Here is a 17,351-nt window from a genome sequence, read left to right as displayed (position 1 = left end):
TTGCCAGAAATGGGTATCATACTAATATTTAAGGATGAATTCGGTGCAACATCAAAAGGGGGAACTAAGAGATGAAATTGACGCATCAGCAGCGGATCGAACTGCACGGTTTTAATAATCTGACAAAGTCTTTGAGTTTCAATATGTATGATATCTGCTACACGAAAACAAAGGAAGAAAGGGAAGCCTATATAGAATACATTGATGAACAGTATAATGCCGACCGGCTGACAAAAATCCTCACCAATGTGTCTGATATTATTGGARCTCATGTACTGAATGTAGCTAAACAGGATTACGTGCCCCAGGGAGCAAGTGTGACCGTGCTAGTTTCCGAAGGGCCTGTTGTCGAGGTCCCAAATGAATCATTTGCGGAATCACCTGGACCGCTGCCGGATAATGTGGTCCTGCAGCTGGATAAAAGCCATATCACGGTCCATACTTATCCTGAATATCACCCGGACGAAGGCATCAGTACCTTCCGGGCTGATATCGATGTCTCCACTTGCGGGGAAATCTCCCCGCTCAAGGCGCTTAATTACCTTATTCATTCGTTCGATACCGATATCATGACGATTGATTATCGTGTCCGCGGTTTTACGCGGGATAAAAATGGCCACAAGCTGTTCATCGACCATGACATCACATCCATTCAGAATTACATTCCCGATGAAGTGAAAGAACAGTATGATATGATCGATGTAAACGTCTATCAGGAAAACATTTTCCATACGAAGTGCAAATTAAGGCAATTTGATTTAAACGATTACTTGTTTGGCTATTCAAAGGATAAGCTTAGCGGCGATGAGCGGGAAGAAATTACGGAGAGGCTTAAACTTGAAATGGATGAGCTTTTTTATGGAAAGAACATTGTAAATTAAGAAGCGCTTTGGGATATTCTTCCCAAGCGCTTTCTTTTATTCCAGCAGCGAAAGGCAAGCCCTGCGTATTTTGAACGCAGGGCTTGCCTTAGATCTTTATTTTTTATTCTGTTTATACGGTTTATCCTGAAGATAGCTGTCCCTTTTTCGATAGGGAATGTCGCCCAGCTGGGAGTCCATCCCGACAGAATCCAGCATCTCTTCATATTCTTCCTTTTGTTTGTTTGGCACTACTCTCCTGTCGTCGCCGTCGATATCGGTCGCAGCAAAGGATTCATATTCCTCGGTAAAACCTTCATTTGTCGTCTCGTCACTGTACAGGTCATTATAGTTGTCCTGATCGCCAAGCACGTCTGCAGGAGTTTCCGAGGTTCCAAATTGAGCCACTTCCTGAAGGCTGTCTTCATGGTCGGCCATTTCAGTATCTTCCCGGCGCTGGAACTCGGTCGTATGGGTTTGTTCAAGAACATCCTCTTCGGCCGGCCGGGCATTTGATAAGTCCTGCTCAGGGGTATGCTCCGTGCAATATAGCGTGTAAGGGATGGCTTCAAGCCTTTCTTCGGGAATATTCTCCCCGCACTCCTTGCATTTGCCATAATTCCCTTCCTCTATTGCCTGGAGCGCGAAATTGATCTTTTCGAGCTGGCTGCGATGATGCTCTTCCATTGCAAGCCCTTTGCTTCGCTCGAATAATTCCGTGCCGCTGTCGGCCATATGGTTATCGTATAGAGACAGCTCTCCAGTGGCATCTGTAATACTGCCGTCAAGGAAATCCTGGCCTTCTCCAGTACCCGCATCAAGCTGCCTTTCCAGCTGTTCTTTCTCTTCCTGAAGTGCCTGTTTTTGCTTTGTCAGTAATTCTTTCGGCAACAAGTTCCTCACATCCTTTATCAAATACGAAAACTTATCTACCTGATACCCCTTCAGGCTGAATGGAAACATGAGAAAAGCTGGGAGCACCCCTGTGGATGACCGTTTGCAGCGCCAAAAAAACCTCTGCCGGGCTGGCAGAGGTCTTGTCCATTATAGATAGCTGATAAATAAGCCAATGGATAAAAGCAGGGCGAAAATGGTATTCGTCTGGGCAGTGGCTTTCATGGCCGGCATCATTTCGAGCGGATTGCTTCCAAGCCTGAATCCCTTAATAGCGGCTTTTGCCTTTGGAAGACTGAGGGCTGCAAGAGCAAGCCATGGGGTAAGGCTTCCAGCCAGGATGAGAACCAGGATCCAAAGATAGGAAACAATGAACATGCCAGCCAGCAGCTTGACGGCATTTTTCTTCCCGACAAGGATGGCAAGTGTTTTTCTCCCAAACTCTTTGTCTCCGTCAAAATCACGGATATTGTTCGCCAGCAGGATGGCACCTACGAGTATGAAACTTGGCAGGGCAACGATTACGCTGGTCGCCGTCACTGTACCAGTCTGGATGTAAAAGGCGATCAGAATGATCAGCATTCCCATGAAAAAGCCGGCAAAAAGCTCACCGAACGGAGTATAGGCAATTGGCCAGGGCCCTCCGGTGTAAAGGTAGCCAATCAGCATGCTTACAAGCCCTACAGCCGCAAGCCACCAGCTTGTGTTCATGCAGATATAAATCCCAATCAGGATGGAGATGCCATATAGGCCTAGGGCGAGACCCAGAACCGTTCCAGGCTTTATGCCATTGCGGACAATGGCCCCGCCGATCCCAATCGATTCTTCCGTATCAAGGCCGCGCTTGTAATCATAATATTCATTAAACATATTGGTCGCTGCCTGAATTAACAGGCTTGCAATCAGCATTGCGAGAAAAAGCAGCATGTTGATATCTGTCACTTCGATTGCCAGTGCCGTACCAAGCAGGACGGGAGCAAACGCGGCCGTCAATGTATGCGGCCTTGTCAGCTGCCACCATTTTTGAAGGCCTTGGTCTCTGGCGATCGGCGCAGTGCCAGGTTGAAGAGGTGTTTGCATAATTCCAATTCTCTCCCTTATATATTGTTATAAACAAACCTATATATAGTACCAAAAAGACTCCAATCTGTCAAAAACGGAGAGGAACCTTAAGAGATTTTTCACTACAATATAAAGTGTAGGTTTTACAGCAGACTCTGTCAATGAATTGTTCCCGGTTAACATGGATGTTTTTCCCTGCTCTCTTTCTGCTTATGATTAGGGAATAAGTGAAATATATAATAAGGATAAAAGTAGGCTTTAGCCTGCAGGGCCTTTAATTGACAATGGCAATGAGGAAGTGTATCTTAAAATAAGTTTGACATCGTATAATAACAGATGAGAGGCTGTTATTGGGGGGATTATGTTGGTTACCATTCAAGATACTGAGTTGAGGCAAGGAATTGTTGCAGCAATTGGACGGGCTAAAGAGCTATCTCAAACTGTATTGGTAAGCGAAGTTCAGAAAATCGATAGGCTGGATTCTTTCCATTTCTTTGCCGCAGGGCGCGGCCGCTTTTTAGGCGAGAGGTTTTTTTGGCAGGATCCGCATGGAACATATAAGCTTGCCGGAGTCGGAGTAGTCAGGCAGATACAATGCGACAAGGCTTCCGGCCGTTTTGAACATATGGAAAAAGAGTGGAAGCAGTTTGTTGAAACCGCCGTGCTGGCAGGAAAACAGGACGTGCCTGGGTCCGGACCTGCCATGTTTGGAGGTTTTTCTTTTGACCCTTTAAAGGATAAAACAGGCTTATGGTCAAAGTTCTCACAGTCTCATTTCCATATCCCAGCCTTTATGCTTACCGTTCTGGGGGACGAGGCCTATTTTACAACAAATGTAGTATGTACCCAGCACGATGATGCCAGCCTGTTTGACAAAATAAGTGAAGAGCGGCAGGCTATATTGGCTGCGGCGGTCAGGGAAGACGAGTATTCCCTGCCTAACCTGGCAGCCCTTAAGGAAATACAGCCTGAAGAATGGAAGCAGTCCGTCAAGGATTTGGTGGAGTCGCTCGAAAACAGCGACCTGAAAAAGGTTGTGCTGGCAAGGGAATTAAGGCTGAAGTTTGACCAGGATGTAGCGGTTGAAGGAGTCCTGCAGCGACTTACAGAACAGCAGAAAGAGAGCTTCATCTTTGCTTTCGAAGCCAACGGAGACTGCTTCATTGGGGCGTCCCCGGAAAGGCTTGTAAAAAAAGAGGGCGAAAAGGTCTTTTCCGCCTGCGTTGCCGGTTCCATACCCAGGGGGAAAACCCCTGAAGAAGACAGGCAGCTTGGCAGGGTCTTGCTGGAAGACCAGAAAAACCTGATTGAACATCAGTATGTAGTTGAGATGATCAAGGAAGCCATGCAGGAAACCTGTGACAGAGTAGTGCTGCCGGACGGCCCCAAGCTGATGAAAATGAAGTATATCCAGCATCTGTATACCCCGGTAACCGGGGAAAACAGGGCAGGAACGTCCATTCTTGACCTGGTGGACAGGCTGCACCCGACTCCGGCTTTGGGAGGCCTTCCGAAGGAGAAGGCTGTGGAGAAAATACGTGAAGTTGAAATTCTTGACCGCGGGCTGTATGCTGCGCCAATTGGCTGGCTTGACCATCGAGGAAACGGTGAGTTTGCCGTTGCCATCCGGTCCGCCCTCATTCAGGCCAGCGAAGCTTCCTTGTTTGCCGGATGCGGCATTGTGGCTGATTCGGATGCGGAAAGTGAATATACAGAAACCAGTATCAAGTTCCGGCCGATGCTGGCAGCGCTTGGGGGAATGAAACAGTGAATCATCAGCAATCATTGACGAAATATCTAGCTTCATTTGTAGGAGAGATGGTGAATTCGGGAATTACCGATGTGGTTGTCAGTCCTGGATCAAGATCGACGCCAATTGCCATGGTTATGGCGGAGCACCCTGGGCTGAATCTGCATGTCCATGTAGATGAGCGTTCGGCTGCTTTTTTTGCACTTGGAATAGCCAAGGCAGCCAGGAAGCCGGTGGCGATTCTATGTACTTCCGGTACGGCAGCGGCCAACTACTATCCTGCGATCATCGAAGCCGGTATTTCAAGGATTCCATTAATGGTGCTTACGGCCGACCGACCGCATGAGCTAAGGGATGTCGGCGCTCCGCAGGCAATAGACCAGATCCACCTATACGGCCATAACGTCAAGTGGTTTGTCGAAATGTCCCCGCCCGATGGCGGAGACGAGATGGCCAGGTATGCACGTACGGTCTGTGCCAGGGCAGCAGCCACAGCCATGAGGCAGCCGGCGGGACCTGTTCATTTGAACTTCCCGGTCCGCGAGCCTTTGATTCCGGCTCTGGACGATTCCCTGTTCGAGTTTTCCGAACGGAAGGAACGATATGTAAATATCCAGCAGGGGGCACTCTCACTGGATGAAAGCTCCCTGGAAGCGCTCGCATCAGCTGCTGCCGGAATTGAACGTGGGGTGATTGTGTGCGGTCCAATGGAGGATGAGCGGTTCACCGAAGCAGTTATTCACCTGGCAGAGAAGCTTCAATATCCTATCCTTGCCGACCCTCTTTCACAGTTAAGGAGCGGAAGCCATGACAAGAATATGATTATTGATGCTTATGACACCATTTTGCGAATTCCTGAGGCCAGGGAATTCCTTGAGCCGAAATTGATTCTCCGTTTTGGGGCAATGCCGGTTTCCAAGGCATTGTCACTTTTCATAAAAGAAAACCGCCAGGCGAGGCAAATAGTCGTCGATGGAGGCAGCGGCTGGCGTGACCCGCTGATTTCGGCCACCGAAATGGTCTATTGCGATGAATCGCTGTTTTGCCAGCAGCTTGCATCCCGTCTTGATAAAAGCAGCGCTTATGATTATGTCGGGAAATGGCAGACTATCAATCAGCGCGCAAAAGAACGATTGGCAGAAATTCGTGATGTCCCTGAATTGAGTGAAGGGAAGCTGTTCCATTTGCTTGCAGACCTCATCCCTGAACAAGCGGCCTTGTTTGTAGGAAACAGCATGCCCATTCGTGACTTGGACACTTTCTTCTTTCACACCGGAAAACAGATCAGGGTCATGGCAAACAGGGGAGCCAACGGCATTGACGGCATTGTGTCGACCGCACTCGGATCAGCTGCTGTTCTGAAAGAACCTCTTTACCTTGTCCTTGGAGACCTTACGTTTTTCCATGATTTGAATGGGTTGATTGCGGCAAAGCTATATAAGCTGAACATAACGATTTTTCTGGTCAATAATAATGGCGGCGGAATCTTTTCCTTCCTGCCGCAGGCGGAGCACCCAAAGCATTTTGAGAGGTTATTTGGAACCCCGCTTGACCTCGATTTCAGCCATGCCATTCAAATGTACGGCGGTTCATATGTGCCGGTAACTGACTGGAATCATTTCCACCAGGCGTTTGCGGAAATGAAGGACCAGCCGGGGTTAAAGGTGATCGAAATTTCGACAGAACGGGACAGAAACCAGGCCGAGCATCGGAATTTGTGGAAATCTGTTTCCCGGGAAATAGTCCTTACAATCGAGGGAATGGATCATGAAGCTTGAACTTAATGGAATCGTCTATCATGTTGCAAGGAGCGGCGCAGGTTTTCCGCTGCTTCTTTTGCATGGTTTTACAGGGTCAGGGGACAATTGGAGGCCATTTCACTGTTATTTTGGGGACCATTCGGAATTGGTCATGCCGGATTTGATTGGACATGGCAGGACAGATTCGCCACCGGACAGCGGGCGTTACTCCATCTTCAAGGCGGCAGCAGACCTAAAGGAACTGCTTGAGAAGCTCGATATTGCCCGAACCGATCTCCTTGGCTATTCGATGGGTGGAAGGCTGGCCATCACATTTGCCATCCTTTATCCGGAAAAAGTGAGGAAGCTCGTTCTTGTAAGCACGTCACCGGGATTAAGGACGGAGGAGGAAAGGCAGGGGCGCAGAAATCAGGATAAACAGCTTGCCTCTGAAATTCTGGAAGCTGGTCTGGAAGCGTTCGTTGAGTATTGGCAGGGGATTCCCCTTTTTCGGTCCCAGCTGAATCTGCCTGCAGAAGCAAGGGGAAATATAAAAAGGCAGCGGCTGCAAAATAACCCAGAAGGCCTTGCCAACAGCCTTATAGGAATGGGGACGGGGTCGCAGCCAAGCTGGTGGGACAAACTTGGGCAGCTATCTTGTGATACCCTGGTCCTGACAGGGCAGCTTGATTCAAAGTTCTGTCTGATTGGGCAGGAGATGGCGGCGAGCATTGCGCATGCTGAATATAGGTGTATTGAAGAGGCAGGACATGCAATTCATGTGGAAGAACCTGAAAAATTTGGTACAATAGTAAGTAGGTTTTTGTCGAAAAAATATGGCTGAACCAGCCATACGATAGCAGAACCACCGATTGATACATAAAAGGAGGATTTTAAATGGCGGTAGAATGGGTTTCTGAACGTTCATACGAAGAGATTATTTATGAAACGTATAATGGGATCGCAAAAATTACAATTAATCGTCCGGAAAAGCGAAATGCTTTCACTCCCAAAACAGTGATGGAGCTGATTGATGCTTTTGCCTACGCAAGGGATGATTCCAGCATTGGTGTGATTGTACTGACCGGTGCCGGGGACATGGCATTTTGTTCCGGCGGTGACCAAAGCGTACGCGGTCATGGGGGATATGTTGGGGAAGACCAAATCCCGCGTCTCAATGTCCTTGACCTGCAGCGCCTGATCCGTGTCATTCCCAAGCCTGTCATTGCGATGGTAAGAGGCTATGCGATCGGAGGCGGCCATGTTCTCCATGTTGTCTGCGATTTAACGATTGCAGCGGACAATGCGATCTTTGGCCAAACTGGCCCGAAAGTCGGAAGCTTTGATGCAGGATATGGCTCCGGTTATCTGGCAAGAATCGTCGGACATAAGAAGGCCCGTGAAATCTGGTATCTGTGCCGCCAGTACAATGCCCAGGAAGCTCTGGACATGGGACTGGTCAATACGGTTGTACCTCTTGAACAAGTTGAAGAGGAAACGATTAAATGGTGTGAGGAAATCCTTGAGAAGAGCCCTACCGCACTCCGCTTCCTGAAAGCCGCCATGAATGCCGATACAGACGGCCTTGCTGGAATCCAGCAATTTGCCGGAGATGCAACGCTGCTCTACTATACAACAGATGAAGCAAAAGAAGGGCGCAATGCCTTCAAGGAAAAGCGTAAGCCTGATTTTGGCCAGTTCCCGCGTTTCCCTTGAGTTTCTTTTTATAATCATGCAGCTTGATGGATCTCCATCAAGCTCTTTTCATATTGGAGGGAAGACAAAATGGAGCAATCAATTCCAAACTGGCTGAAGAAGAGGGCAAGTTTGACTCCGGATCGCACTGCCATCATATTCGAAGGCCAGCATTATACATTTAAACAAATTTATGATTCCTCCTTGAAGACGGCTGCACAGCTTGCGGATGTTGGGGTTGGAAAAGGCTCCATGGCAGCGGTGCTGCTCTCAAACCATAAGGATTCGGCCATCATTCTCTATGCCTTGCAAATGATTGGGGCAAGAACGGTCATTTTGAACAATCGGCTTACGGCAAAGGAACTGGACTGGCAGCTCGAAGACTCACGGGCAGCCCTGCTGGTAACGGAGCAATGCTTTTCCAGACAGAGCGAAGAAATCGGACAGAACTTTAAAAAGCCAATCTTTACGAAGGAAGAGCTGTTCTCCAAGCCTGGGACAGAGCCGGCAATCCAGGAGGAATATTCCCTTGAGGACGTTACCACTATCATGTACACGTCAGGAACAACGGGACGGCCAAAAGGAGTGATGCAAACCTATGGCAACCATTGGTGGAGTGCGACCGCTTCGGCTTTGAATCTCGGGTTGCAGGAGGAGGACCGCTGGCTTTGCGCCGTCCCCCTTTTCCATATTAGCGGCTATTCCATTTTGATGCGAAGCCTGATCTATGGAATGGGCATTGTGCTGCATAGCAGTTTTGATGAGAAAAAGGTGCTGGAGGATATCGGAAAATACAAGACAACGATTATGTCTGTGGTCTCTACCATGCTTCAGAAAACCGTGGAAGAACTGGGCCAGGACGAACTGCCAGCCTTTTTCCGTTGTTTTCTGCTTGGCGGCGGGCCCGCTCCACTTGCATTGCTTGAAAAATGCAGGCAAAAAGGGATTCCGGTCTATCAATCCTTTGGCATGACAGAAACCTCTTCCCAATTTGCCACCCTTTCTCCCGAGTACAGCCTTTCCAAGCTGGGCTCTGCGGGAAAAGCGTTATTTCCGAACCAGATTATGATAGCTGATGAACAAGGAAATGAACTGCCATGCATGGCAGAGGGGGAAATCCTTGTAAAAGGTCCTAATGTCACCAAGGGGTATTTACACCGTGAGCAGGAAACACAAGCGAATATCCGTGAGGGATGGCTCCATACTGGAGATATAGGCTATATCGACAGCCAGGGTTTTCTCTATGTGCTGGACCGGCGTTCCGATTTGATCATCTCCGGCGGGGAGAATATCTATCCTGCTGAAATAGAAGGTGTCCTGATGTCGCATCCCGGCATAATTGATGCAGGAGTCGTAGGAGTGGAGGATCCCGCATGGGGACAGGTCCCGGCGGCCTTCATTGTCAGAAGGGAGGAGTCGTCCGTTACAGAGAGGGATCTTATCACTTTTTGTTTGGAGCGGCTGGCGAAATACAAAGTCCCGAAGAGCATTGCCTTCATGGATGAGCTTCCCAGAAACGGGGCCAAGAAACTGCTGCGGAGAAAACTTCGTGAGAGTGCAAAGGCAGATGAAAAATGAACATTTCGAGCATCGTCCTAAAAATAATTAAAATGCCTCTTAAAAGTCCGTTTTCGACACACCTTGAAAAAGTATCAGAAAGGGAAGCCATAATTGTTGAACTCCGGGACCGTGACGGCATCAGGGGATATGGGGAAGGAGTCGCTTTTTCCTCCCCCTGGTACACGGAGGAAACGGTAAAAACATCATGGCATATGCTCAAGGATTTTTTCATACCGGAGCTGAAACGCCATGGAATCAGCACTCCTGCAGAGGCAGCTGAAACGTTTAAAAAGTACCGGGGGAATCATATGGCGAAAGCAGCCGTGGAGACAGCCTTGTGGGACTTGCAGGCCAAGCGTGGCAATCTTCCTCTCGCAAAGCTGCTTGGAAGTGTGCGGGAGAGCATTCCTTCGGGGGTTGTGGTGGCTGCGCCCACGACGGAGGAGGCTGTAAGGCAGACTGAAGCATATGTAAGAGATGGATATAAAAGGGTGAAAATAAAGATTTCTCCCGTAAATGACTTAAAGCTTGTTTCAGAGCTTCGAAGCAGATTTCCCAATCTCGATTTGATGGCTGATGCCAATTCGGCTTACTCCCTTGAGGATATCGGGAGGCTGAAGGCACTTGAAGAATTTGGTCTGCTGATGATCGAACAGCCGCTTGCGCACGATGATATCATTGATCATGCCAAGCTCCAGCGGCAGCTTTCCACACCAATCTGCCTGGATGAGAGCATTTGTGGCCTTGAAGACGCCAGAAGGGCTGTGGAATTAGGCAGCTGCCGGGTGATCAACATAAAAATTGGCCGCGTAGGAGGCCTTCTCGAAGCGGTGAAAATCCACGATTACTGCTACGAGAGGAACATCCCTGTATGGTGCGGGGGGATGATAGAATTTGGAATCTCGCGTGCCCATAATATTGCGCTGGCTTCCCTGCCAGGCTTTACAATCCCTGGCGATATTTCCGGGTCTGGCCGGTATTGGACCCAGGATATCATCACACCGGAAATAAAGGTGAACAACGGAGAGATTGAAATTTCCCAAGACGCGGGAATTGGATACGCTATAAATGAAAAAAGACTTCGGGAAGTGACAGTGAAGGAAGAGACTTTTGCCTTTTAGCTGTGTACTTTAATGTAATGGCGGCCTGCTCATACGCAGTCCGTCTTTTCTTTTTTGTTTTTCCCGACTGTGATTTAAATCACTACAATACTTCTTTCAATCCATTATAATCACCATGAGAATATTGGAAACAGACAACCAAAGGGAGTGTTTTGAATGTTGGATATGAAAACCATTGAAGTCATTAAATCTACCGTGCCAGTACTTGAAGAGCATGGAGAAAAAATCACGACTGTATTTTATCAGCAGATGTTTGCCGCCCATCCGGAACTGCTGAACATTTTTAATCATGCCAACCAAAAGCAGGGAAGGCAGCAAAGAGCTCTTGCCTCTGCGGTTTATGCCGCTGCGAAATACATAGATAATCTCGAGGCCATTCTTCCGGCTGTAAGGCAAATCGCCCATAAGCACCGGAGTTTGGGAATCATGCCTGAACACTATCCGATTGTGGGAGCCCATCTGTTAGCTGCGATTAAGGATGTGCTGGGTGATGCTGCTACGGACGAGATACTGGGAGCCTGGGGAGAGGCTTATCAGGTAATCGCTGATGTGTTTATCAGTGTTGAAGCAGAAATGTATGATGAAGCAGAAAACCAGCAGGGAGGCTGGGAAGGTTTCAAAAACTTTAAGGTGATAAGAAAAGTGAAAGAAAGTGATGTGATTACATCCTTCTATTTAACAGCGGAAGACGGCAACGACCTGCCTGAATTCACACCAGGCCAGTATATCAGCGTAAAGCTTGAAATACCCGGCCAGAAAAATMCCCATATCCGCCAATATAGCCTTTCGGATGCTCCACGGAAGGAGTATTACCGAATAAGTGTCAAGCGTGAGTCCAATCCCGATCATCCGGATGGCATTGTATCAAATTATCTCCATAATTCAGTGGAGGAAGGAGACAAGCTGCCTGTCAGCGCCCCGGCGGGAGACTTTGTGGTAAACACTGACGTTAAGACGCCGCTGGTACTGCTTAGCGGAGGAGTCGGCCTGACACCGATGGTCAGCATGTTAAAAACAGTTGCAGCCCTCCAGCCCGAACGCCAAGTGACCTTCATTCATGCAACTTCCAATAGCCGGATGCATGCTCTTCGGGAAGACGCAGCCACAGCTGCAGCACAAGGGAATGTAAAAACCGTGATTTTTTATGACAATCCGACACCGGAAGACCAGGAAAAGGCTAATTATGATGTCAAGGGCTATGTAACGAAGGAATGGTTGAAGGACAATATCGAACTTGCCGAAGCAGATTTCTTTTTCTGCGGACCCGTTCCTTTTATGAAGCATGTAAATACTGCATTAAAAGAACTTGGTGTTCCCGGTGAAAGAATCCATTATGAATTCTTCGGACCTAAAGGGGACTTGGAAGCGTAACACAACAATACAGCTTAAGCTTAAGAGAGGGCACTTTACCCACGTGCCCTCTCTTTTTAGCTTTCGCTTCTCTATTAACTCAATGTCTCAGCTGGTTCAAATGTTTTACAGTCGGTTCCCCGGCTGTTTTCAGCATTCTCGCCGGTATGGCTTACCACGTAGATGCGATCGGCGCTGCATAGGTTTCCAGCAGCCCAAAATGCGCAATTGCTCACTTCACAAAGTACGTCTTTAGCCATGCGTATCACTCCTTTTAGGTTGGTTGATACCTTTTTATTGTTTACCTAGTCCCTGGGGCTACGCATAGCAATTTCAGGAACTGAAAAAATCCCCCCGCGAAGCGGAAGGGACGATATTACTTATTTAAGGCAGTATCAAGGGTTTCAAGGTTTTTCTGCATCAAAGTAAAGTAGGTTTCCTCATTTGCAATATCATCATTCGTAAGGACAGACAGGTTGTGGAGGTAAAGCGCGTCTGCTCCCAGCTCTTTTTGAACGGTTTCCGCAAGTCTTGATTCGAAATTCTGTTCAAACAGGACATATTTCAAACCTTCTTCTTTCCCATGGCTAATCAAGGTTTGCAATTCTTTTTGGGATGGTTCATTCGTTGTGGACAACCCCGAAATGCTCAGCTGCTTTATTCCATACCTTTCTTCCCAGTAACCATATGCCGAATGTGCAACAATCACTTCATGGTGTCTGGCATTCTTGATGGTTTGGTCAAAATCGGCATGCAGTTCATCCAGCTGTTTCGCAACCTCCTGGAAATTTTGTTCAAAACGGTTTCTTTGTGATGGGACCATCTCGATCAACTGGTCCTTTATCGCTTCTGCCAATTGCTTTGAGTATAGAGGGTCAAGCCAGACATGCGGATCGATATCGCCATGGTGATGGCCGTGCTCATCCTCGCCGTGTTCATCCTCGCCGTGTTCATCCTCACCGTGAGCATGCTCATCCTCGCTGCGATCATCCCCGGCTGCTTCTTCTGTTTGGTTGAACTGAATATATTCTCCTGCCGCCAGCATGGCGACATGCTCATTTTCCAGCGTATTCTTTGCTTTTTCAACAAATCCCTCAAGTCCCAGTCCGATATAAACAAACAAATCGGAATCTGCCATTTTAATCATATCCTTTTGGGATGGTTCAAAGGTATGCTCATCCGCTCCGGGAGGATAAATGCTCTCCACTTGGACATAATCTTCTCCAATGGCTTCGGTAAAATATTGAAGAGGATATACCGTTGTGTAGACCTGGATCAGTTCCGGGTTGGTGTTCTCGTTTTCTACTGTTTCATTGCCTTCCGAGCAGCCGGCAAGTGCTGTTCCAAGGACTAGGATTAAAAGGATTAACAGTTTTTTCTTCATCTTGACCTCCAGTTATAATTAAATCGGATTGATTACGATTTTTCCAATATAACAACAAACAATCCGTAATGATTACGATTTACTTTATGTATCTTACAAAAAAATTTCCTGAATGGCAAGTAAAATAATTGTTGCCGAAAGATGTTTGCTGTATCCTTATTCTAAAATACTATGTCAAAGGTGGTTATTATGAAGTTACTTGACAATATTCTGGATTATAATGAAAAGTTCGTTGCAGACAAGAAGTATGAAGCATTTGAAACAACAAAGTTTCCCAATAAAAAGGCGGTCATCCTGACTTGCATGGATACAAGACTGCTTGAGCTGCTGCCAAAGGCACTAAATGTTGCCAATGGTGATGTTAAGATTGTAAAAAATGCTGGCGCGCTTGTGACCCATCCTTTTGGAAGCATCATGAGAAGCCTGCTTGTGGCGGTCTACCAGCTGCAGGCTAAAGAAGTGATGGTGATCGGGCATCATGACTGCGGCATGAGCGGGATGAAAGCGGATGTTATGCTTGATGAAATGCGCAAGCGGGGAATAGAAGACACCATTTTTGATACCCTCAACTATTCGGGAATCAATGTAGATGAATGGCTCCACGGCTTCGATAATGTCAGTGATAGTGTGTCCCACAGCGTGGATGTCATTAAAAATCACCCATTAATGCCGAGCGATGTACCAGTGCATGGCCTGGTTATCGATCCTGCTACAGGAAAGCTGGACCTCGTCATCAATGGGTATGATGCTTGATTTTTTTCTTTGACGGCCATTCCTGGGGTACATAATCGAACCCGCCAGGATGGAATGGGTGGCATTTGAGGATTCTCTTGAATGTAAGCAGGCCGCCTTTTAAGGCGCCGAATCTTGTTACTGCTTCCATGCCGTAATGGGAACAGGTTGGATAAAAGCGGCAAGTCGGCGGTTTTAACGGTGAGATTGCCACCTGATAAAACCGGATGATGCCAAGCATCGCTCTTTTCAGCAATCATATCGTCTCCTTTTTTTAGAGTGTATCATTTGGGGACATTGCATGGAAAGTCTCTTTCAGCTGAAATATTCTGGCAACTCGTGTATGATGAAAGAAGAAATAAAAGGGAGTGATTTATCCATGCCTTCAGTGGAAAGTTTTGATCTTGACCATAATGCCGTTAAAGCTCCTTATGTGAGACATTGCGGTGTCCACAAAGTTGGAAGCGACGGTGTAGTCAATAAATATGATATCCGTTTCTGCCAGCCCAATAAACAGGCAATGAAGCCTGACACCATCCATACGCTGGAGCATTTGCTTGCCTTCAATATCCGCGAGCATGCTGAAAAATACAGCCATTTCGATATTATCGATATTTCACCAATGGGCTGCCAGACAGGCTATTACCTTGTTGTCAGCGGCACACCAACGGTCGAGGAAATCATCGATTTGATGGAAGATACGATGAAAGCTGGTGTCGAAGTAACCGAAATTCCGGCTGCAAATGAGAAGCAGTGCGGACAGGCCAAGCTGCACGATTTGGAGGGAGCCAAAAAGCTGATGCGTTTCTGGCTTGCCCAAAGCAAGGATGACCTTAAGCAGGTTTTTGCTTAAGCCTATAAAACGAAGCCGCAAGGACGGCTTCGTTTTATTTTTTTTCCTTTTCCTGCCCTTCTGTCTGGTTAATGTGGGGGTTTTCCTCGAGAGAGTCGACAGTGTGCTTGTACCCATAGGCCTTTGATGTGGTCCCAACGGCAAGAATCAGCACAATCAAAACAATAATGACCGAGAGAATCAAAACGATATACATAATAAATCCTCCTTTGCCTCAAAATGATTGTACCATGTTCTTTTTATGGTTTACCATCATCGAAAACGGATTAGCATGTTTTGGGCTGTCTGCCATTGGGGAATATAACATTGGAGGAGGATGATCAAATGTCAAATGAACTTATTCAAAGTGTCAACCAGCAAGTTGCCAACTGGACGGTTCTCTACACAAAATTGCATAATTACCATTGGTATGTAAAAGGTCCGCATTTTTTCACTCTGCATACCAAATTCGAGGAGCTGTACAATGAGGCAGCCATCATCATTGATGAATTTGCGGAACGGATTCTTGCGCTAGATGGCAAACCTGTCGGCACCCTGAAAGAGTGCCTTGAGATTTCCTCCATTGAGGAAGCAACCGGAAGTGAAAACGAGGAAGATATGGTCAGGTCTCTCAGCAGCGACTTCTCAAAAATTGCGGATGAGCTCCAGGCAGGGATTGAACTGGCACAAAAAGTCGAGGATGAAGGCACAGCAGACATGCTTCTTGGCGTTAAAAAGAGCGTGAGAAAGCATCTATGGATGTTCAAAGCGTATCTTGGGTAAATAAAGCCTGCAAATGGAACCATTTGCAGGCTTTTATTTATGCCATCCCCAGCAGCCKGGGGATGACCAAGGGATTTGGTCTCTTCCCAGCAAAAAAACCCGCCTGAAAGGTAGGCCGGGTCTATGTATTGGCAATCAATGGATATTTCGTGATTGAAAGAGAGGTGCCCTGTGCTGGCCATATTCCTCCTGGGCGAACTTGCCTTTCAGGCTCTCGATCAGGTACAGCCCCATCAAATCATATAGCTCCTGTTTATCCATATCCTTGATGATATGCAGCAGGTCTTCGCGGCTCATTTCCTCCAGGAATGCGAAGGCGAGCATATCAATATCCTCTTCGTCTCCAGTCAGTTTATGACGGTACATTTCATAAAGCTCATCGATTAGCTTCATCACTTTCACCCCTTTCCTTCATACGGTTTATCCATTGACTTTTGGTTGATTTATATTAGTAGATACCCTTCGCACGACAATTTATTCCTATGCCGGGACAGCCAGTTTTGTTCTTTATTTTATTTTACCATGAATAGAGCACGGTCAATCATATATCTTTCGTTTTATTGAGAGTATTTAACAGCAAGGCGGGGGAAACTCTTAAAAAAGGAGTGAATGTTCATGGCGGAAAGCAGGAAAACGTACTATATCGATGTTGCGGGCGGTGAGATTTCCCAAAGTCGGACTGCCTCTACATGGAACTTTCAAATACAGGCCAATGATGAGGAAATTACCAGGCTAAGGGAGGAATTTGACTGCAGCCACAGCGCAGGTGTCGAAAATTTTCTCCGCGCCCATGTTCCTTTTCTGGAATACCATCATGACCGGCAAAACGATGAGCAGGATGCGAGCCTTAAGCGCATTTATGCGATGATTCACCAGCTGGGCGACCAGGAAGCAAAAAAGCATATTGAAAGCATGGGGATTTTGCCTTCCAAATGAAGGCGAAAAGATGGATACCTGCTTTTAGTCTCCATTCATTGTATAATCATGAAAAGGAGAATATTCATTTAGCGGGGGATTCCATGTTTCATTTTCGAGATTATCATGGCGCTGATGTTTCGCTGGCCTTTGAAGAAAATGCCTTTGGCCGCGAACCTGACCACCTATTTGTCATTTGCAGGCTGGAAGGAAAGTGGCTGCTGACTCACCACAAAAAAAGGGGCTGGGAGTTTCCGGGCGGAAAAAGAGAGAAGGGAGAAACACCACAGCAGGCTGCAATCCGTGAAGTAATGGAAGAAACGGGAGGGAAAGTATCTTCTCTGGATTTGATCGGCGAATATAGGGTGATCGGGGCAGGGTCAAGTTTTATTAAGCGGATTTATTTTGCCCAAATTGCCTTTTGTGAACAGAAAGAGGATTATTTTGAAACATATGGACCAGTAGTGGAGGAAGGGGACCTTCTTGCACAGCGTTTTAAAGAACATTACAGCTTTATTATGAAGGACGATGTCGTGAAACTGAGCCTTCGCCACATGGAAACGGCCGGGTTTTGCTGACCGGCCGTTGTTTTTGTTTCTGAACCGGGCGAGATCACAGATGGCACTCTCCATGGCCGCCAATCGCCCTTATTGGTGCCCGTGACATGGCGGATG

20 protein-coding genes are annotated in these 17,351 nt (G+C 47.2%); 13 read left to right on the top strand and 7 right to left on the bottom strand.

The window, feature by feature from the left end:
- Window positions 1–71: 71 nt before the first annotated feature.
- Window positions 72–881 carry an adenosylmethionine decarboxylase gene (speD, locus tag ADU22_RS00260; protein ID WP_053360375.1) on the top strand — a complete coding sequence of 270 codons (810 nt, stop codon included), beginning with the start codon at window positions 72–74 and terminating at the stop codon, window positions 879–881.
- A 96-nt stretch (window positions 882–977) separates the two neighbouring features.
- Here the strand turns inward: speD and ADU22_RS00255 are convergent, their stop codons facing one another.
- Window positions 978–1,751, bottom strand: coding sequence for a TraR/DksA C4-type zinc finger protein (locus ADU22_RS00255; protein WP_231687816.1), 774 nt, complete (start codon window positions 1,749–1,751; stop codon window positions 978–980).
- Window positions 1,752–1,904: 153 nt separating this feature from the next.
- Window positions 1,905–2,834, bottom strand: a complete 930-nt coding sequence (locus ADU22_RS00250) for a 1,4-dihydroxy-2-naphthoate polyprenyltransferase (protein ID WP_053360374.1) — start codon at window positions 2,832–2,834, stop codon at window positions 1,905–1,907.
- A gap of 343 nt (window positions 2,835–3,177) precedes the next feature.
- On the opposite strand from ADU22_RS00250, the gene ADU22_RS00245 reads away from it, so the two are divergent.
- From ADU22_RS00245 to hmpA, 7 genes are all read left to right on the top strand, one after another.
- Window positions 3,178–4,587, top strand: coding sequence for an isochorismate synthase (locus ADU22_RS00245; RefSeq protein ID WP_353611374.1), 1,410 nt, complete (start codon window positions 3,178–3,180; stop codon window positions 4,585–4,587).
- Window positions 4,584–6,344 carry a 2-succinyl-5-enolpyruvyl-6-hydroxy-3-cyclohexene-1-carboxylic-acid synthase gene (gene menD / locus ADU22_RS00240; RefSeq protein ID WP_053360373.1) on the top strand — a complete coding sequence of 587 codons (1,761 nt, stop codon included), beginning with the start codon at window positions 4,584–4,586 and terminating at the stop codon, window positions 6,342–6,344. Before ADU22_RS00245 ends, menD begins: the two co-directional genes overlap by 4 nt.
- Window positions 6,334–7,149 carry a 2-succinyl-6-hydroxy-2,4-cyclohexadiene-1-carboxylate synthase gene (gene menH / locus ADU22_RS00235; RefSeq protein ID WP_053360372.1) on the top strand — a complete coding sequence of 272 codons (816 nt, stop codon included), beginning with the start codon at window positions 6,334–6,336 and terminating at the stop codon, window positions 7,147–7,149. The genes menD and menH overlap by 11 nt, the downstream gene beginning before the upstream one ends.
- A 53-nt stretch (window positions 7,150–7,202) precedes the next feature.
- On the top strand, window positions 7,203–8,021 hold the full coding sequence (gene menB, locus ADU22_RS00230; protein WP_053360371.1) for a 1,4-dihydroxy-2-naphthoyl-CoA synthase: 819 nt from the start codon (window positions 7,203–7,205) through the stop codon (window positions 8,019–8,021).
- A 69-nt stretch (window positions 8,022–8,090) separates the two neighbouring features.
- A complete protein-coding gene (locus ADU22_RS00225; protein WP_053360370.1) occupies window positions 8,091–9,578 on the top strand; it encodes an o-succinylbenzoate--CoA ligase in 1,488 nt (495 codons plus the stop codon).
- On the top strand, window positions 9,575–10,681 hold the full coding sequence (gene menC / locus ADU22_RS00220) for an o-succinylbenzoate synthase (protein ID WP_053360369.1): 1,107 nt from the start codon (window positions 9,575–9,577) through the stop codon (window positions 10,679–10,681). Before ADU22_RS00225 ends, menC begins: the two co-directional genes overlap by 4 nt.
- Before the next feature lie 156 nt (window positions 10,682–10,837).
- A complete protein-coding gene (gene hmpA, locus ADU22_RS00215) occupies window positions 10,838–12,052 on the top strand; it encodes an NO-inducible flavohemoprotein (protein WP_053360368.1) in 1,215 nt (404 codons plus the stop codon).
- A 74-nt stretch (window positions 12,053–12,126) separates the two neighbouring features.
- Here the strand turns inward: hmpA and ADU22_RS23895 are convergent, their stop codons facing one another.
- Both ADU22_RS23895 and ADU22_RS00210 read right to left on the bottom strand, forming a co-directional pair.
- Complete coding sequence (locus ADU22_RS23895) at window positions 12,127–12,291, bottom strand: DUF1540 domain-containing protein (RefSeq protein ID WP_069187947.1); 165 nt, start codon at window positions 12,289–12,291, stop codon at window positions 12,127–12,129.
- A gap of 116 nt (window positions 12,292–12,407) precedes the next feature.
- On the bottom strand, window positions 12,408–13,415 hold the full coding sequence (locus ADU22_RS00210; protein WP_053360367.1) for a metal ABC transporter solute-binding protein, Zn/Mn family: 1,008 nt from the start codon (window positions 13,413–13,415) through the stop codon (window positions 12,408–12,410).
- Between the two features lie 189 nt (window positions 13,416–13,604).
- Here ADU22_RS00210 and ADU22_RS00205 point away from each other — a divergent pair, with 189 nt between their 5' ends.
- Entirely contained in the window at window positions 13,605–14,168 is a 564-nt protein-coding gene (locus ADU22_RS00205) for a beta-class carbonic anhydrase (protein ID WP_053360366.1), read from the top strand.
- Here ADU22_RS00205 and yidD read toward each other — a convergent pair.
- The gene (yidD, locus tag ADU22_RS00200) at window positions 14,149–14,388 is read right to left on the bottom strand and encodes a membrane protein insertion efficiency factor YidD (RefSeq protein ID WP_502688753.1); all 240 of its coding nucleotides are present in this window, start codon (window positions 14,386–14,388) and stop codon (window positions 14,149–14,151) included. The two genes, ADU22_RS00205 and yidD, sit on opposite strands and share 20 nt — an antisense overlap.
- A 138-nt stretch (window positions 14,389–14,526) precedes the next feature.
- On the opposite strand from yidD, the gene ADU22_RS00195 reads away from it, so the two are divergent.
- On the top strand, window positions 14,527–15,000 hold the full coding sequence (locus tag ADU22_RS00195) for an S-ribosylhomocysteine lyase (RefSeq protein ID WP_053364400.1): 474 nt from the start codon (window positions 14,527–14,529) through the stop codon (window positions 14,998–15,000).
- Window positions 15,001–15,034: 34 nt separating this feature from the next.
- Here the strand turns inward: ADU22_RS00195 and ytzI are convergent, their stop codons facing one another.
- Window positions 15,035–15,196, bottom strand: a complete 162-nt coding sequence (gene ytzI, locus ADU22_RS24055; RefSeq protein ID WP_082252746.1) for a YtzI protein — start codon at window positions 15,194–15,196, stop codon at window positions 15,035–15,037.
- Window positions 15,197–15,324: 128 nt separating this feature from the next.
- On the opposite strand from ytzI, the gene ADU22_RS00190 reads away from it, so the two are divergent.
- Window positions 15,325–15,762 carry a Dps family protein gene (locus tag ADU22_RS00190; protein WP_053360364.1) on the top strand — a complete coding sequence of 146 codons (438 nt, stop codon included), beginning with the start codon at window positions 15,325–15,327 and terminating at the stop codon, window positions 15,760–15,762.
- Window positions 15,763–15,897: 135 nt separating this feature from the next.
- Here ADU22_RS00190 and ADU22_RS00185 read toward each other — a convergent pair whose 3' ends face one another.
- The gene (locus ADU22_RS00185) at window positions 15,898–16,155 is read right to left on the bottom strand and encodes a DUF6154 family protein (protein ID WP_053360363.1); all 258 of its coding nucleotides are present in this window, start codon (window positions 16,153–16,155) and stop codon (window positions 15,898–15,900) included.
- 222 nt (window positions 16,156–16,377) lie between these two features.
- Here ADU22_RS00185 and ADU22_RS00180 point away from each other — a divergent pair, with 222 nt between their 5' ends.
- Both ADU22_RS00180 and ytkD read left to right on the top strand, forming a co-directional pair.
- A complete protein-coding gene (locus tag ADU22_RS00180; RefSeq protein ID WP_053360362.1) occupies window positions 16,378–16,698 on the top strand; it encodes a hypothetical protein in 321 nt (106 codons plus the stop codon).
- Window positions 16,699–16,781: 83 nt separating this feature from the next.
- Window positions 16,782–17,255 (top strand): RNA deprotection pyrophosphohydrolase, encoded by a 474-nt coding sequence (gene ytkD, locus ADU22_RS00175; protein ID WP_053364399.1) that lies wholly within the window; start codon window positions 16,782–16,784, stop codon window positions 17,253–17,255.
- The last annotated feature ends 96 nt before the right edge of the window (window positions 17,256–17,351 follow it).

It is taken from the genome of Bacillus sp. FJAT-27251, from assembly GCF_001273925.1.
Classification (GTDB): Bacteria; Bacillota; Bacilli; order Bacillales; family Cytobacillaceae; genus Mesobacillus_B.
Note: the sequence above shows the minus strand (reverse complement) of the source record. Positions and strands in the feature narration are given on the sequence as shown.

What these genes read in the sequence shown, in the direction of transcription:
- ADU22_RS00250 (WP_053360374.1), bottom strand. Translation starts at nt 2,834, where the DNA reads ATGCAAACACCTCTTCAACCTGGCACTGCGCCGATCGCCAGAGACCAA.
- ADU22_RS00245 (WP_353611374.1), top strand. Translation starts at nt 3,178, where the DNA reads ATGTTGGTTACCATTCAAGATACTGAGTTGAGGCAAGGAATTGTTGCA.
- menH (WP_053360372.1), top strand. Translation starts at nt 6,334, where the DNA reads ATGAAGCTTGAACTTAATGGAATCGTCTATCATGTTGCAAGGAGCGGC.
- menB (WP_053360371.1), top strand. Translation starts at nt 7,203, where the DNA reads ATGGCGGTAGAATGGGTTTCTGAACGTTCATACGAAGAGATTATTTAT.
- ADU22_RS00225 (WP_053360370.1), top strand. Translation starts at nt 8,091, where the DNA reads ATGGAGCAATCAATTCCAAACTGGCTGAAGAAGAGGGCAAGTTTGACT.
- menC (WP_053360369.1), top strand. Translation starts at nt 9,575, where the DNA reads ATGAACATTTCGAGCATCGTCCTAAAAATAATTAAAATGCCTCTTAAA.
- ADU22_RS23895 (WP_069187947.1), bottom strand. Translation starts at nt 12,291, where the DNA reads ATGGCTAAAGACGTACTTTGTGAAGTGAGCAATTGCGCATTTTGGGCT.
- ADU22_RS00210 (WP_053360367.1), bottom strand. Translation starts at nt 13,415, where the DNA reads ATGAAGAAAAAACTGTTAATCCTTTTAATCCTAGTCCTTGGAACAGCA.
- ADU22_RS00205 (WP_053360366.1), top strand. Translation starts at nt 13,605, where the DNA reads ATGAAGTTACTTGACAATATTCTGGATTATAATGAAAAGTTCGTTGCA.
- yidD (WP_502688753.1), bottom strand. Translation starts at nt 14,388, where the DNA reads ATGCTTGGCATCATCCGGTTTTATCAGGTGGCAATCTCACCGTTAAAA.
- ADU22_RS00195 (WP_053364400.1), top strand. Translation starts at nt 14,527, where the DNA reads ATGCCTTCAGTGGAAAGTTTTGATCTTGACCATAATGCCGTTAAAGCT.
- ytzI (WP_082252746.1), bottom strand. Translation starts at nt 15,196, where the DNA reads ATGTATATCGTTTTGATTCTCTCGGTCATTATTGTTTTGATTGTGCTG.
- ADU22_RS00190 (WP_053360364.1), top strand. Translation starts at nt 15,325, where the DNA reads ATGTCAAATGAACTTATTCAAAGTGTCAACCAGCAAGTTGCCAACTGG.
- ADU22_RS00185 (WP_053360363.1), bottom strand. Translation starts at nt 16,155, where the DNA reads ATGAAGCTAATCGATGAGCTTTATGAAATGTACCGTCATAAACTGACT.
- ADU22_RS00180 (WP_053360362.1), top strand. Translation starts at nt 16,378, where the DNA reads ATGGCGGAAAGCAGGAAAACGTACTATATCGATGTTGCGGGCGGTGAG.
- ytkD (WP_053364399.1), top strand. Translation starts at nt 16,782, where the DNA reads ATGTTTCATTTTCGAGATTATCATGGCGCTGATGTTTCGCTGGCCTTT.